Origin of the sequence: Paramuribaculum intestinale (genome assembly GCF_003024925.1) — a bacterium.
In the GTDB taxonomy this organism is placed as follows: domain Bacteria; phylum Bacteroidota; class Bacteroidia; order Bacteroidales; family Muribaculaceae; genus Paramuribaculum; species Paramuribaculum intestinale.
In genome coordinates, this window is sequence record NZ_PUED01000010.1 from 17,732 (window position 1) to 33,404 (window position 15,673).

The following is a 15,673-nucleotide window of genomic DNA, read 5'->3' on the forward strand; positions in this document are numbered from 1 at the left end:
GCTGAAGCCGCGGCCTGATTTTATAAGCTACCCGCATGAATAGGCTGCGAGTGGTTTTTGAGATTAATTTGTCACAGTCATAATGGTGCGATCAGAAGAGCGACCAGCTGACTGTCAGTCCGGCCATCACGATGGCCACCATTGACATCAGCTTGATAAGGATGTTGAGCGACGGGCCGGAAGTGTCCTTGAACGGATCGCCCACTGTATCGCCGGTGACCGTAGCCTTATGCACTTCACTTCCCTTGCCGCCGAAGTTGCCCTCTTCAACATATTTCTTGGCATTATCCCAGGCACCGCCTGAGTTGGCCATGAATATTGCCAGCACGAATCCGGCCGACAGTCCGCCGGTCAGCAGGCCGATCACTCCGGGCACTCCAAACACGAGTCCGGTGATGATCGGAGCCACAATGGCGAGCACCGACGGAAACACCATCTCGCGCTGCGCTCCTTTTGTGGAGATCTGCACGCAGCGTGCATAGTCGGGATCGGCTTTCCCTTCGAGAATACCCTTGATCTCACGGAACTGGCGGCGCACCTCGTCGACCATGTGGGCTGCTGCGCGTCCGACGGCGTTCATGGTCAGTCCGCAGAACAGGAAAGCCATCATGGAGCCGATAAACATGCCCGAAAGCACCTTGGGGCTCATAAGGTTGACCTCAAAATAGGCCATAAAATCAGTAAACGTAGCGTCGTGGAGAGCCACCGCACGGTCGCCGAGCTGTATGAAAGTCTGCCCCAGACGGTCGAGACCTATGCGTATTTCTTCGATATATGAAGCTAACAGCGCCAGTCCGGTCAGAGCTGCCGATCCGATCGCGAATCCCTTGCCTGTGGCGGCCGTAGTGTTGCCGAGCGAGTCGAGCGCGTCGGTGCGCTTGCGCACACTCTCGCCGAGTCCGCTCATCTCCGCGTTGCCGCCGGCATTGTCGGCGATCGGGCCGTAGGCGTCGGTAGCGAGTGTGATGCCGAGTGTCGACAGCATGCCTACCGCCGCGATGCCTATGCCGTAAAGTCCCATGCCCACATTGGTGAAGTCGAATCCCGACGCAAACCAGTAGGAGAGTATTATGCCCGCCACCACAGCTATTACCGGTATTGCCGTAGACACCATGCCGAGCCCCACACCCGATATGATCACCGTTGCCGGCCCGGTCTTTCCCGATTCGGCGAGCCGCTGTGTAGGCTTATAGCTCTGCGAGGTATAGTACTCCGTGGCCTGTCCGATGACAATACCCACGAGCAGCCCCACCACCACCGAACATCCGATGAGCGCCCAGTTGGTGATCTGAAGCACCCAGAGTATGCCGAACGTGGCGGCCACGATCAGCGCCGAACTGAGATTGGTGCCGCGCGACAGAGCCTTCAGAAGTCCCTTCATGTCGGCGTCCTCGCGTGTGCGAACCGTAAATATACCTATGATAGACAATATGATGCCCACTGCCGCTATAAGCATCGGGGCGATGACCGCCTTGACCTGCATGGCCGGATCGGGAACCGCAGCCTGCATGAATGCGGCTGCTCCGAGTGCGGCTGTGGCAAGGATAGAGCCGCAATAGCTCTCGTAGAGGTCGGCGCCCATGCCAGCCACGTCGCCCACATTGTCGCCCACATTGTCGGCTATAGTCGCGGGATTGCGCGGATCATCCTCCGGTATGCCGGCCTCGACTTTACCTACAAGGTCGGCGCCCACGTCGGCGGCCTTGGTATAGATGCCGCCTCCCACTCTGGCGAAAAGCGCCTGCGTGGAAGCACCCATGCCGAATGTCAGCATGGTAGTGGTGATCATAGTCATCTTCTGCATGGGATTGGCATTGTCGACAAACATATTGAGCAGCACATACCATATCGAGATGTCGAGCAGTCCCAGCCCCACGACAACGAGTCCCATGACAGCGCCGGAGCGGAATGCCACATTGAGGCCTCCGTTAAGGCTCTCACGCGCGGCATTGGCTGTTCGGGCTGAAGCATTTGTGGCTGTCTTCATGCCCAGAAAGCCCGACAGTCCGGAGAAGAATCCTCCGGTCAGGAATGCCACCGGCACCCATGGATTCTGCAGCTGGAATCCGTAGGCCATAATCGAAAACACGATCACCAGAGCCAGAAACACGATGCCAACGATCTTGTATTGCTGGCGCAGATATGACATAGCTCCCTTGCGCACGTGAGATGCTATTCGCTGCATCGTTTCGGTGCCCTCGCTGCGGCGCATCATCCCTCGATAAAAATACCATGCGAGCAGGAGAGCTATGACAGCTGCCGCAGGCACAATCCAGAATAAAGTCTGTTCCATTGATTGATATTGAAGTTTAAGGTAAGACATTGAGTTAACAAAGTTAGTCAATTTTATTAAAACTTCCACCTTGCCGTGAGCGCAAAAACCGAAAAAACGCCCATGTCAACACATTATTTTATAAAAAAAATATGTAATTTTGCAATTCACGTTTCTTGTAATGACAATGAAAAGACTGATACTGCACATGACCCTATTGGCTCTTTCAGCCATTTCAGGAGCCGTAGCGGCCGCCACACCGCTGAGATCCGCGCTCTGCCGTGAAACCATTCAGCCTGCGTATGGCGAAACAGCGCACACTGTGTCGAACGATCCCGACACTGTCATCATCCTGCCCTGGTTTGACGACGAGCTTGCCGACGACATCCACATGCTCGATACCGCCAACATAGAGCCCGACACCATCATCACGGACTATTACAGAACGATTTTTCCAATACCTGCCGGCGACTACTCGAAACCGGTATTCGACGGCTACCAGTTTCTCGACACCCTGACTCTGGAACGTCCCGAGCATTCAGCCATAGCCGGCGACGCATATTACTGGCTCGACGACCTGAAACGGGGCCGGCTTCTGGTCGCACGCGCGCGTCAGCAATACATGTCGCAGAATCCGCAAGCGGTGAGATACAACGTGTGGATGCTTCCCGAGCGCCCCAAGGAATATGCGGCGATAATCAATCCGCACACCCGGCGCATCGAGATGCAGGAGCGCGCCGTCGGCGACCGCCGCAACGAAGTCACCTCCCTTGCTCCAGAGATCGACCGCAAGATATGGATACAGAGCCTGGCTGTCACCGCCCAGTTCTCACAGGCCTATGTGTCGCCCAACTGGTATCAGGGCGGCAACCGCAGCCTTATAATGCTGGTGAACGCCGCCTATAACGTGAAGCTCAACCAGCATTATTATCCCAATCTGCTCTTCGAAACATCGGCCGGCTACAAACTCGGCACCAACACCGCCCCCGACGACACCATCCGCTCGATGAACATATCGGAGGATCTGCTGCAGATCAACTCCACATTCGGCTACAAAGCAGCGCGCAGATGGTACTATTCGCTCAATCTGCAGTTCAAGACACAGCTTTTCAACTCCTACCCCTCCAACTCCGACAAACTCAAATCGGCATTTCTCTCGCCGGGCGAGCTAAACCTCGGTCTCGGTATGACCTACAACTATCAGAACGACAAGAAGACATTTGATTTCAACGCTACTATAGCTCCTTTGTCGTGGCAGCTCTCTACCTGCATCTCGCAAAGAATCAACGAAGAATCATACGGTATACGTCCGGGACGCAATGCCCGTTGCGAATACGGTTCAAACGCCGAATACAAGCTCAGCTGGAAGATAACCTACAACATCAAGTATCAGTCGCGACTGTTCCTCTTTTCGGATTACTCACGCTTTCAGGGCGACTGGGAGCACACCCTGTCGTTTAACATCAACCGTTATCTCTCGACCAACATATACGCCCACATGCGCTATGACACGTCGAGCGTACGCGACGGCGGCTGGTCGAAATTCCAGTTCAAGGAGATCCTGTCGTTTGGATTCGCCTACACGTTTGCCAATACATGAATCTGACACGACATGTTCCGTCCTCTCCTCCTTGCTCTCATGCTTCTGACCGTCCAGGCCATCAGCGCCACCGGCTTCAGCCGAGGGTATGACAACATTGACTCCGTGGCGGCACGGATCATAGCCTCCGGCCCGCATCCGATCGAAGGGATATGGCAGTTTCCCGCCGACGGCTCACTTATGGCCATCGAACGCCGCGACGATCCCTCAGGAGCCACTGTCTACAGGCTTACGGTGGTCAGCAGCGCCGACCGCACCGTTCGTCCCGGAACCCTCATAGGCGAGGCCACTCCGGCCGGCGACTCCACCACTTTCGACGCACGGATCTCCACCGACGGGCAGGGACGCCTATCAGGCGGACGATTCACCATAAGGCTCGGAGAGGAAGCCTCGCGGCTGGCCTTCACCAAAGCCCGCGGCGAATATTACCTTGACCTCACCCGCCTGCTCCCATATATGTTCAGACGGGTGATACGTCACCGCCGCGCCACACCTCAGGCCGCACAGATATGCTTCAAGATCATACCACAACCGGCCATTCCGGCCACTCCGCGATATTTATGACACGGCCACTCGTCACGATCGCCGCTCTCGCAGCCATGATCATTGCCGCCGCAGGGACTCCCGACCGCACTACCCGGCGCGGTCTGCGGCCACAGACGCGGCTGTCGGCTCCAACAACGGCCATGACAGCGGACGCCGCCGACACGGTGACCCCATCGCATGGCATGATCGACGTTTCGGGCTACGACAAGCCGCTCAGGTCGGCCAGCGAAACCCTTTTCATAACCAACCACAGCCGACGCCGGCTGACGGGGGTACAGCTCAGGATAACGTATCTCGACGCACACGGCCGTCAGCTCCACGAAGCGACGATGTGGCTTGACACCGACATACCACCCGGCGAAACACGCCGTATGAAATTCAAATCGTGGGACATACAGCGCACCTTCTACTACCGCCTGACGGGAAAACCGCGCCGCTCGGACGGAACGCTCTACGACGTAAGCATACGTCCGCTGCGTGCGGTATATCCGACTGCCGGACACAGCACACATTCACCGGAGCAATAAAAACCAACAGATGAAAACCGAGACACTTCTCAATGACGGAACGATATCCCTGCGCGCACTCGAACCGTCGGATCTCGATGCGATGATCCGATGGGAAAACGACACACGGCTATGGTCGGCCGGAAGCCAGGGAGCACCGCTATCGCGGCATGCAATAGCCGAATATATCGCCAATTACGACGCCGATCTATTCGCTGCGCGGCAGTTGAGGCTGATCGTTGTTGAAAACGCCACAGGCAATGCCGCAGGTGCCGTGGATCTCTACGACTTCGATCCGCTGAGCCTTCGTGCAGGCATCGGAATCATCATTGATGAAAACGCACGCGGCCACGGCTTCGGCACACGCGCCCTGACACTTTTATGGCAATACGCATCGCTGCATCTCGGCATGAATCAGCTCTGGGCCATGACGGCAATCGACAACACTGCCGCATGCCACGCATTCACCAGTGCCGGATTTACGACAGCCGGCCGCCTGCGGAGCTGGATCCGCCGCGGCCGGCAATGGGTCGACGCGCTGATGTTTCAGCGGTTGAATATCGAGGCGTAGCGCACCATCAGCTGATGGAAGCGCGGATCAGAGCGCAACGGCTCCACGTTGACATATCCGAGATCGAGATCCATCCAGTTGTGATAGTCGGCATATCCGTTCTGCATGGCAAGCTGCGCGCAGTCGACAGCCCGGTCGATCATGCCACGGCGGGCATAATAGCATGATGCATAATAATGGATCATCCCGTCATAGTCGGGCTGTGAATTGAGTATATTCTCCATCCACCGGTCGGCCTCTTCTACGCGTTCGAGCTGCAGCAGCGCGAATCCGAGAAGCGACCGCACATTATCGGGCGACATATCCGAGGCGGCTTCGACCGCACGCTGGCAGAGAAGCTTCGAGAGCGGCGCCTGGTCAAGACTGTCGGAGCACACCCACGCGCGAAGCAGCAACAGCCGCGGATCGTTGGGGCTGTCGAGTATTGCCTCAGCCAGACTCACCGATGCGTCGTGAGGATGTCCGAGCGCCAGATCGGCTGCCGCCTTAGCCTCCAGACCCTCTACCAGTCCCGGCTGCTTGGAAAGCGCCTGATCGGCATTGACAAGAGCCTCGCGGTATTCGCCGAGCGCACAAAGGATACGCGCCTTCAGAGCGTAGTAAGGAGCGTTTTCCTCAGTGGCCGATATGGCGTAGTCGGCATTTGCCAGAGCGGTGTCATACTGTCCGATAGCATAGAAACATTTGGCCAGCGACGAATTGAGCCCGGCATAGGAATAGAGGCCGTCGTTGAGTATCTTGTCGTAGTCCTCGATCGCGGCCGTGTAGTTGTAGTGGCTCTCGGCGATCGCCGCGCGGATATAGTAGAACATCCCGACTCTCGGCGCCTGGCGTATGGCTCTCGACAGTCCGTTCATGACCGCCGGGTAATTGGTGCGGGCAAGCACCACAAGCTCGTTGAGTGCCTTGGCATTGACATTGCTGTCCATCGACAGGGCTATGATATAGTCGTCGACAGCCCCCTCGGTGTTGCCGAGCAGAGTGCGGACCGAAGCACGCCGTATGTAGCTCTCGGCCTTGTCGGGGGCGTAATCGACAGCACGGTCGGCCAGATCGTTGGCCATGCCGAAATTCTGCTCCCGGGCGGCACAGCGCGCAAGGCCGAAGACAGCCTCCTGCGAGTGAGGGAACTGACGCTGCAACCGCTGATAGTCGGCCCGCGCATCGGCGTAACGGCCAAGTTCGTAGAGCACGTTGGCTCTCTGGTAGAGACATGTATAGGCCGACGGATCAAGCTGCAGCGCGGCATTGAGGTCGTCGAGGGCATCGCTGTAGCGACCCATGCGCTCTCTCGCTCCGGCACGAAGCTGATGGGCGGAGAAACGCACCTCACGAGCCGATTCGGGCGCGTAGCGGAGCGCCTGATCGAGATCGGAGATCGCCTTGAGATACTCGTCGCGGTTGTATAGCTCACCGGCTCTTGCCAGCAGAGTTTCGTAGTCGGTCGGATCATTTTCGATCATTTTGTCGTAGACCCTCATCACGGCCACGCTCATGGCCGAATTGGATGACGACTGCGCCACGCAGGGTATGGGCGCGGCCATCAATAGCAGAAATGCGATGAACGGTTTCATTGGCAACATTTTTATGATTCTGTCACTATTTCGTTTATAACGGTGCGGATGCGCGTGAGTCGCTCAAGCAGTCCGGGCAGAAGATCGAGCCGGAGCATATTGGCGCCGTCGCTCTTTGCCTTCGAAGGCTCGGGATGTGTTTCGATGAAGAGTCCGTCGGCACCGGCGGCTATGCCGCATCGGGCTATGGTCTCGATCATGTCGGGACGTCCGCCCGTGACTCCGCAGGTCTGATTGGGCTGCTGAAGCGAGTGAGTGCAGTCGAGCACCACCGGACAGCCAAAACTCTTCATGACCGGTATGCCGCGGTAGTCCACCACCAGATCCTGATAGCCGAATGTCACTCCGCGCTCCGTCACAGCAACATCGTCGCAACCGGCGTCGCGCACCTTCTGCACGGCGAACTCCATGGCTTCGGGCGAGAGAAACTGGCCCTTCTTGACGTTGACATCACGGCCGGTGCGGGCCGCCGCCACAAGCAGATCGGTCTGACGGCACAGGAATGCCGGGATCTGTAGCACGTCGACAAACTCCGCGGCCATGTCGGCCTCCTCAGGCGAGTGTATGTCGGTCACCACAGGCACTCCGAACTCCTCCCTGACTTTGGCGAGAATCCTCAGTGCCTCAAGGTCGCCGATGCCGGTGAACGAATCGAGCCGCGAGCGGTTGGCCTTGCGATAGGAGCCTTTGAACACATAGGGTATGCCCAGGCGGCTCGTGACCTCCACTATACGCCCGGCAATGTCGAGAGCCATGCGCTCGCCTTCGATCACGCACGGACCGGCGAGAAGAAAGAAATTATCCGATGGTTTTATTGATTTCATATTTCTGGATTATCTGTGATTGAACGGTATTGGTCGAGTATATGGATAGCGTCGACAGCCCGCAGAGCCGCCGTTTCGGTACGCAAACGTTCCGGGCCGAGAGCCACCGGTTTCCAGCCCGCGTCAAGCGCCGCCTTGATCTCTTCGGGAGCGAAATCGCCCTCCGGGCCGATCATTATGGCTGTGACAGGCGCTCCGCTGCGATATGTCGCCACAAGCTCGCGGCGCGGTATCGAACGGTCGCAGTAGGCTATCAGCGCCTGTGCTCCGGCATAGCGTGCCGTCACCTCGCCAACCGGGGTCATCGGTTCGACGACCGGAAGCACAGCCTTGAGCGACTGCTTCATGGCCGCCACAGCAATCTTTTCGAGCCGTTCGGGCTTCAGCTCACGTCGTTCCGAACGGCGGCACAGCAACGGTATGATACGGTCAACACCTATCTCGGTCAGCTTTTCGGTCATCCACTCCATGCGGTCGAGATGCTTTGACGGCGCCACCGCGGCCACTATCTCGCCCGACCACGAAGGGAGCAGCGTCTCGGATGAGAGAATCTCCACGGTGGTGTGGCGCTGATGCGCACCGGTGATGACGCAACGGTAGCGGCGTCCCTTGCCGTCGACCACTGTCAGCTCGTCGCCCTCGCGAAGGCGCAGCACTCTGACGGCGTGCTGCGAATCGCTTTCGGGAAGCGTGAGCGTGTCGGCTATGTCGGGTGCATAGAACTGTATCATATCATTCTATCTCCAGAGCGGCATCCTCCGCCTTGGCAATACTGCGGCGGTCGGGTGCCGGATTATGACGGTACTTGAAGAATATCGCGAACAGAATGGCCACCACCAACGCATAGAGTGCAAATATAGTCCATGGGGTCGACCAGTCGCCAAGCATATAGGACCGTCCGTCGGGCATGGTCTGCCAGCTGACATAGCGGTTGACCACCGCTCCTGCTATCAGCGTGCCTACGGATGCTCCTATGCCATTGGTCATCAGCATAAACAGTCCCTGTGCCGACGACTTGACTCGCTCTGAAGTCTCCTGCTCGACAAACAGTGCGCCGCTGACATTGAAAAAGTCGAAAGCCACGCCGTAGACTATCATCGACAGGATGAAGAGCCACACCCCCGGACCGGGATTGCCTATGGCGAAAAACTCGAAGCGCAGCACCCATGCCAGCATGGCTATGAGCATCACACGCTTTATGCCGAAACGACGCAGACAGAACGGGATAAGCAATATGCACAGCGCCTCGCTGACCTGCGACAGCGAAGTGAGCAGAGTGGCGTTGTTGGCTCCGAAAGTCGAAGCATATTGTTCGACCCCTTTGAAGGAGGTGATAAACGTGGTGGCAAAGCCATTGGTAATCTGCAGGGCCACTCCGAGCAACATCGAGAAGACGAAGAATAGAGCCATGCGACGGTCGGCAAACAGCCTGAATGCCGAGAGGCCGAGAGTGTCGGCCACGCTGCGTCCCTGCGCTGCGCTGCGGTCTACGGGGCTGACCGGAAGAGTGAACGCGAACACGCCGAGAATCAGTCCGAGCACGGCCGAAGCGAGCAGCTGCATATCGGTGTACTGGAAACGATAGGTGCTCATCGGGTTGGCGTCGGAGAGCGTAAAGCCCCACTCTCCGGCATGATAATAAACTGAATTGACAAACCACATCGACGCGATGAATCCGACTGTGCCGAGCGTGCGGATGGGAGGGAATGCCGCCACTGTGTCGTAGCCTTTCATCTTCAGTGCCTTGAAAGCTGTGGAATTGGCCAGCGCGATCGTAGGCATATAGAATGCCACGCTCAGCGTGTAGAGCGTGAAAAACGGCGCGAACTCAAGCTGCGGATGGGTATGGCCATACCACCAGGCAGCTCCCATGAACAGAGCCGCGAGCAGATGACAGATGCCGAGCACACGGTTGACCGGAATCCAGCGGTCGGCCAGTATTCCCATCAGAGCGGGCATGAATATCGACACCATTCCCTGCACCGAATAGAACAGAGCTATGTCGCTTCCCAGACCTGCCGCGCCGACATACTGACCCAGACAGGTGAGATAAGCTCCCCAGATAGCGAACTGTAGAAAATTGAGGATTATAAGCCGTAATTTAAGCATTGCTGTAGACTGTCGGTATAATGTGATTATCGAGTTGTGATGGTGTCAATTTGGTGTCCTGCAACAGGTGCGGATCTCAGTCGGCGTCGTCCGACGGGCGTCGGCGCCGCTTGTCTTCGAGTATGCGGCTCACACGTGCCGCCTCCTCGTAGTTTTCCTCGCCTATAAGCTTCTGCAGGGTGCGCTCAAGCTCTTCGACCGCATAGTTTTCAAGCCGCGGCTCCGGATCGGAAGACTCTTCGCGGTCATCGCGGTCGGAAGGGTCGTCGGTCGTTTCCTCCACCTCGAATCCGGTTTCGTCAAGAATCGCGCGCGTGGTGTAGATAGGCGCCGATGTGCGCATCGCTATGGCTATGGCGTCGGATGTACGTGAATCGATAGTCACCGTGCGGTCACCGTCGGTAAATGTCAGCTCGGAGGAGAATATCCCGTCCTCAAACCGATAGATGAACACCTCGCGCAGCTTGACGCCGAAGGCGTGGGCGAAGCTGACAAACAGATCGTGGGTCATAGGCCGCGGAGGAGTCACGCTTTCCATCCTTATGGCTATCGACTGGGCTTCGGCCGGCCCGATCACGACCGGAATGCGTCCGGGGCCATCGGCCTCGGCAAGTATCAGCGCGTATGCGCCGTTCTGCAGCTGGCTGTACGACAGCCCGAGCACTCTCAGTCGGATTCGTTCTGACATGGCTGTGTGAGTTTGAAATGACGAGGATCGTCGGTGGTGATGATGCCGCTGCCTAGACAGATGCGCCTGTCGGGGGTATATATCACGGCAAACTGCCCCGGAGCGATTCCCTGCACCGGCTGCGAGCTTTCTATGACGTAGCGCGACTGTCCGAGGCGTGTGAGTGTGGCCTCTATGAATTCCGGCATGTGACGGTTTTTGAACACTATCGGCTCGGCGTCGCACCGGTCGGGCCAGGGATCGCGCGTGATCCAGTGCATCTCGTCGAGACATATGGTGCGGCCATACTGCCTCAGAGTGCCGTAGCCTCCGCTGACGTAGACGGCATTGTCCACGATGTTCTTTCCCACCACATACCATGGTCCGCCGCTCAGACCGAGCCCCTTGCGCTGTCCGATCGTATGAAACCAGTAGCCGCGGTGCTCTCCGAGCTTGCGGCCGCTCTCTATCTCGATAATCGGTCCGGGACGCTCGCCGAGATGACGGCGTATGAAGTCGTTGTAGTTGATTTTTCCGAGGAAGCAGATCCCCTGGCTGTCGCGTCGTCGGGCGTTGGGCAGATTCAGCTCCACAGCCATCCGCCTCACTTCCGCTTTGGGCAGGTCGCCGATCGGGAACATCGCGTGACTCAGCTGGCGATAACTTATGCGCGCCAGAAAATCGGTCTGATCCTTGACAGGATCGGGCGCCGTGGCAAGATATACGAGCCCGTCGGCCGGGTCGGTCAGCGTGCGTGCATAATGCCCCGTGGCCGTATAGTCAAACTCGTAGCCGCGGCGCTCCTCGAAGTAGCCGAACTTGATGAACCTGTTGCACATTATGTCGGGATTGGGAGTCAGTCCCTGACGGACCGTGCGGAGGGCATACTCCATGACACTTTCCCAGTATTCCTTGTTGAGATCGACCGTATCGAGCGGCAAGCCATAGCGCGACGCGATCAGACGGCACATCTCGAGATCTTCTTCGGCCGAGCAGTCGCCGCGGCCGTCGTCGGACGCGATACGGATATAGAACAGGCTGACGTCGTGACCCTGCTCCACCAGCCGGTGGACAGCCACGGCGCTGTCGACGCCACCTGATATCAACGCTGCGATCCTCATGGTTCAGACATCTTCAAGCTCCTCGTCGCCGCTCTTGCCCTGACGGCTTATCAGGAACAGCGAGATGAAATAATCAAGCGAGATCTTGCCCGGCCCGGCCAGCAAAATATACAGGTAGATGCCTATGAACATTATGGGCAGACAGCCCGGCTGCGTGTCCGACAGGCCGTAGACCGACACGTTGGGCAGCAGATTATGGAGCATATAGTACTCCGCCGCCATCATTGACAGCGCAGGTGGCACCACAGCTATCCTGGTCAGGAAACCCACCATAATGAACAGCGAGCACACGATCTCGATCACAATCATGATGATCAGACACGTTTCGGAATGAAGTCCGAACATAGACGGGAATGTATGGCGCAACTGCTCGAACGCCACAAGATGGCGTATGCCGAACTGCATGAACATCACTCCGACAAAAAGGCGCATGAACAGCCGGGCCATGTTGCTGTAGGTATAACCCGTGCATTTCACGAATGTATGCGCTATGAGTTTATTGAGTTTCGACATCATGAAGAGTTTTTATGTTAAGGGACATGACGGCGCCCGACGGCCGGAGCGAGTCAAAGACGCGACATGATAGTCAGAACGGTGTCGATGTTCGCATTCTTCATTCGTATCACCGAATTCTCGTCAAGTATATAGAACGACGGGGTCGACTTGATATCATAGACCGTATCGATGTCGGGGGCAGAGCCGACGGTCCATGTCGACGGGAAATTCTTAACTTTCTCACGCCACTCCTCGTCGGGTTCCTCGGCCGATATGGCCACAACCCTTACCAGTCCGGCATCAAGATATCGCGAGGTCGGTATGTTGGCGTTAAGGCGTGTACGCGCCAGATGACAGTCGCTACACTCTGTGTCGAAGAAATAGATCAGCGTCACCTCGGCCGAATCCGGAGCGAAGGTGCGCCGGTTGCCGTCGCGGTCGGTAAAGTCAAATACGGGAGCCGACATGCCCACCTGCGATGCCGAAAGCACCCTCACCTGATGTTCGTAGCGCGCCTTTATGCTTTTGTCGACGCGCTTGTTGTCGACCACCGCGCGTATGAATGGCAGATACAGCTCGTCGGAGTAGATCTCCGATGTGTCGGAATGCACATGCTGCTCGGCCGTATTGGCCAGAAACGTCATATCTTCGGGACGTTTTTCAAGTGTCTTGAGCAGCTTTGCGATGCATTTATGGGCCTGTCGGGCCGAGGCGTGGGGCATCAGATTGAGATAGGACCTGAAGCTCTCTCCCATGCGCTCGCGATTGCTGAAAGCCTTGTTGAAATCACAGAAATCCCAGTAGTGTTCGATCAGATAGTCGACTCTTGGCTGCAGTCCCTGAAGCGAGTCGGGCACTATAGGCAACTGGAAATAGGTATCCTGAGCCGTCATTCGCGGCGCGGCCACGAAAGCGATCATGACAACGGCCACTCGGATTATGACATTATGTAACTTTTTCATTGTGGCATACTGTTTGCAGTTACAAAATTAGACATTCTGGCCGAATTTACGGCAAGCAAGCAGTAAAAATGTTGGCAATTACCAACTTTTGCCGTCGTGAGATTGTTAGAAAATCAGCAGACGGCAGATCCCTGCGGTCAGCCGCCGCATCACACCGACAGCTTGCAACCCGCCGGGGCGCACATGCCGGCATCCGGTCGGAGCCACAATCCGGTCAAGTCCAGCAAAGAATCTAAGAGTATGTTTGAATTTAACACGAAAAATATATATGAACTTCTTTCTATCCCCTCAAAGGTCTTTTCGGGCGATTTGCGTCAAGTCTCATCGGTCACGATGCCCGCATCGCTCCCTCTTCAACTCACGCAAATCTCTCCGAAAATCCTCTTGGAGTGAATAGAAGTAAAATTCAAACATACTCTAAAAAACTGTTTATTTATCCAGGATATGAATTTCAATAATTTTACCATCAAGTCACAGGAAGCCATCCAGAAAGCAGTGGAGCTGACACGCGCCAACGGCTGTCAGGCCATTGAGCCGGTGCATATCCTTAAGGCCGTGATGTCGGAGGGCGAGTCGCTCGTGAAGTTTATCTTCGCGAAGACCGGCGCCAATATCACCACCGTCAATGCCGCCATAGACCGCGAGATAGCATCGCAGCCCAAAGTGTCGGGCGGAGAGCCATACCTGAGCCGCACGTCAAACGACGTGCTGCAGAGAGCCATAGACATCGCCAAGAAGCAGGGCGACGAATATGTCACGCTCGAAGCGCTACTCACCGCACTATTCGAGATCGCCTCGCCCGCGTCCTCCATCCTGAAGGACTCCGGACTGACCGACAAAGAGCTGAAGGCGGCCATCGAAGAGTTGCGCAAAGGCAAGAAAGCCACCGACCAGAGCGCTGAGGAAACCTACAATTCACTCAACAAATATGCCATAAACCTCAACGAACGCGCACGTCAGGGCAAACTCGACCCGGTGATAGGGCGCGACGACGAGATACGCCGTGTGCTCCAGATATTGAGCCGACGCACCAAGAACAATCCCATGCTCATAGGCGAGCCAGGCACCGGCAAGACTGCCATAGCCGAGGGTCTGGCACAGAGAATCGTGCGCGGCGACGTGCCTGAAAACCTCCGTTCCAAACAGATCTTCTCGCTCGACATGGGCGCCCTCGTGGCCGGAGCCAAATACAAAGGCGAGTTCGAGGAACGACTGAAAGCCATAGTCAACGAGGTGACACAGAGCGACGGAGAGATAATATTATTCATCGACGAGATCCACACCCTTGTCGGAGCCGGAAAAGGAGAGGGAGCCATGGACGCCGCCAATATTCTCAAGCCGGCACTCGCCAGAGGCGAACTCCGCAGCATAGGCGCCACCACACTCGACGAATACCAGAAATATTTCGAGAAGGACAAGGCTCTTGAACGCCGATTCCAGAAGGTGATGGTCAACGAACCCGACGAGATGAGCGCAATAGCCATCATGCGCGGACTGAAAGAGCGATATGAGAACCATCACAAGGTGCGCATCCGCGACGAGGCGATCATAGCCGCCGTGCAGCTCTCCGAGCGCTATATCACCGATCGTTTCCTCCCCGACAAGGCTATCGATCTCGTGGACGAAGCTGCCTCCAAACTGCGTCTGGAAATGGACTCCGTGCCGCAGGCTCTCGACGAGATCACCCGCATGATAGCCCAGAAGGAGATCGAGCGGGAGGCCATAAAGCGCGAAGGCGACAGCGAGAAAGTCAAGGAGATCGAGAAGGATCTCGCGCAGATGAGAGAGGACGAGAAGGAGTTCGCCGCAAAATGGAAGGCCGAGAAAGATCTCATAAACCGCATACAGCAGAACAAGATCGACATAGAGCAGCTCAACTTCGAGGCCGAGCGCGCCGAACGCGAGGGCGACTACGCCAAAGTGGCGGAGATACGTTACTCGAAAGTGCAGCAGAAAGAGACTGAGAATACCCAGATACAGGAACAGCTCGCCATGATGCAGGGAGAGAAAGCCCTGATCAAGGAGGAGGTCGACGCCGAGGATATAGCCGACGTGGTAAGCCGCTGGACCGGCATTCCGGTCAACAAGATGGTACAGAGCGAAAAGGAGAAACTGCTCCACCTCGAAGCCGAGCTTCACGAACGCGTCATAGGTCAGGAGGACGCAATCCGCGCCATAGCCGACGCCGTGCGCCGCAGCCGTGCCGGACTCAACGACCCGCGCCGCCCCATTGGATCGTTCATATTCCTGGGCACTACCGGAGTCGGCAAGACCGAGCTGGCAAAGGCACTGGCCGAATATCTCTTTGACGACGAGAACATGATGACCCGCATCGACATGAGTGAATATCAAGAGAAGCACACAGTGTCGAGGCTTGTCGGAGCGCCTCCGGGATACGTAGGCTACGACGAAGGCGGACAGCTGAC

General features: G+C 56.8%; 14 protein-coding genes. 5 read left to right on the forward strand and 9 right to left on the reverse strand.

The window, feature by feature from the left end; translation table 11 throughout:
- Positions 1 to 91: 91 nt before the first annotated feature.
- A complete protein-coding gene (locus C5O24_RS01815; RefSeq protein ID WP_107034974.1) occupies positions 92 to 2,293 on the reverse strand; it encodes a sodium-translocating pyrophosphatase in 2,202 nt (733 codons plus the stop codon).
- Between the two features lie 166 nt (positions 2,294 to 2,459).
- Between C5O24_RS01815 and C5O24_RS01820 the strand changes: the two genes are divergently transcribed.
- From C5O24_RS01820 to C5O24_RS01835, 4 genes are read left to right on the forward strand one after another with little or no spacing between them, the layout of a single operon-like run.
- Entirely contained in the window at positions 2,460 to 3,872 is a 1,413-nt protein-coding gene (locus C5O24_RS01820; RefSeq protein ID WP_161553757.1) for a DUF3078 domain-containing protein, read from the forward strand.
- Positions 3,873 to 3,884: 12 nt separating this feature from the next.
- Positions 3,885 to 4,436 (forward strand): hypothetical protein, encoded by a 552-nt coding sequence (locus C5O24_RS01825; protein ID WP_107034972.1) that lies wholly within the window; start codon positions 3,885 to 3,887, stop codon positions 4,434 to 4,436.
- Positions 4,433 to 4,945, forward strand: coding sequence for an FxLYD domain-containing protein (locus C5O24_RS01830; RefSeq protein ID WP_107681372.1), 513 nt, complete (start codon positions 4,433 to 4,435; stop codon positions 4,943 to 4,945). Before C5O24_RS01825 ends, C5O24_RS01830 begins: the two co-directional genes overlap by 4 nt.
- Before the next feature lie 10 nt (positions 4,946 to 4,955).
- Positions 4,956 to 5,495, forward strand: coding sequence for a GNAT family N-acetyltransferase (locus C5O24_RS01835; protein WP_107034970.1), 540 nt, complete (start codon positions 4,956 to 4,958; stop codon positions 5,493 to 5,495).
- Here the strand turns inward: C5O24_RS01835 and C5O24_RS01840 are convergent.
- The 8 genes from C5O24_RS01840 to C5O24_RS01875 all read right to left on the reverse strand — a co-directional run bounded on the left by C5O24_RS01840 (position 5,471) and on the right by C5O24_RS01875 (position 13,247).
- Positions 5,471 to 7,069 carry a tetratricopeptide repeat protein gene (locus tag C5O24_RS01840; protein WP_161553758.1) on the reverse strand — a complete coding sequence of 533 codons (1,599 nt, stop codon included), beginning with the start codon at positions 7,067 to 7,069 and terminating at the stop codon, positions 5,471 to 5,473. The genes C5O24_RS01835 and C5O24_RS01840 overlap by 25 nt on opposite strands.
- Positions 7,070 to 7,080: 11 nt before the next feature.
- A complete protein-coding gene (kdsA, locus tag C5O24_RS01845; protein WP_107034968.1) occupies positions 7,081 to 7,893 on the reverse strand; it encodes a 3-deoxy-8-phosphooctulonate synthase in 813 nt (270 codons plus the stop codon).
- Positions 7,890 to 8,624, reverse strand: a complete 735-nt coding sequence (locus C5O24_RS01850; protein ID WP_107034967.1) for an RsmE family RNA methyltransferase — start codon at positions 8,622 to 8,624, stop codon at positions 7,890 to 7,892. The genes kdsA and C5O24_RS01850 overlap by 4 nt, the downstream gene beginning before the upstream one ends.
- A 1-nt stretch (position 8,625) precedes the next feature.
- A complete protein-coding gene (locus C5O24_RS01855; RefSeq protein WP_107034966.1) occupies positions 8,626 to 10,002 on the reverse strand; it encodes an MFS transporter in 1,377 nt (458 codons plus the stop codon).
- Between the two features lie 76 nt (positions 10,003 to 10,078).
- On the reverse strand, positions 10,079 to 10,690 hold the full coding sequence (locus tag C5O24_RS01860; RefSeq protein ID WP_107034965.1) for a bifunctional nuclease family protein: 612 nt from the start codon (positions 10,688 to 10,690) through the stop codon (positions 10,079 to 10,081).
- Complete coding sequence (mnmA, locus tag C5O24_RS01865; protein WP_107034964.1) at positions 10,669 to 11,790, reverse strand: tRNA 2-thiouridine(34) synthase MnmA; 1,122 nt, start codon at positions 11,788 to 11,790, stop codon at positions 10,669 to 10,671. The genes C5O24_RS01860 and mnmA overlap by 22 nt, the downstream gene beginning before the upstream one ends.
- A gap of 3 nt (positions 11,791 to 11,793) precedes the next feature.
- The gene (locus C5O24_RS01870) at positions 11,794 to 12,306 is read right to left on the reverse strand and encodes a DoxX family protein (protein ID WP_107034963.1); all 513 of its coding nucleotides are present in this window, start codon (positions 12,304 to 12,306) and stop codon (positions 11,794 to 11,796) included.
- A 50-nt stretch (positions 12,307 to 12,356) separates the two neighbouring features.
- A complete protein-coding gene (locus C5O24_RS01875; RefSeq protein ID WP_107034962.1) occupies positions 12,357 to 13,247 on the reverse strand; it encodes a DUF5106 domain-containing protein in 891 nt (296 codons plus the stop codon).
- 444 nt (positions 13,248 to 13,691) lie between these two features.
- On the opposite strand from C5O24_RS01875, the gene C5O24_RS01880 reads away from it, so the two are divergent.
- Positions 13,692 to 15,673: ATP-dependent Clp protease ATP-binding subunit (locus C5O24_RS01880; RefSeq protein WP_107681373.1), on the forward strand; the 1,982-nt coding region annotated here is incomplete at its 3' end.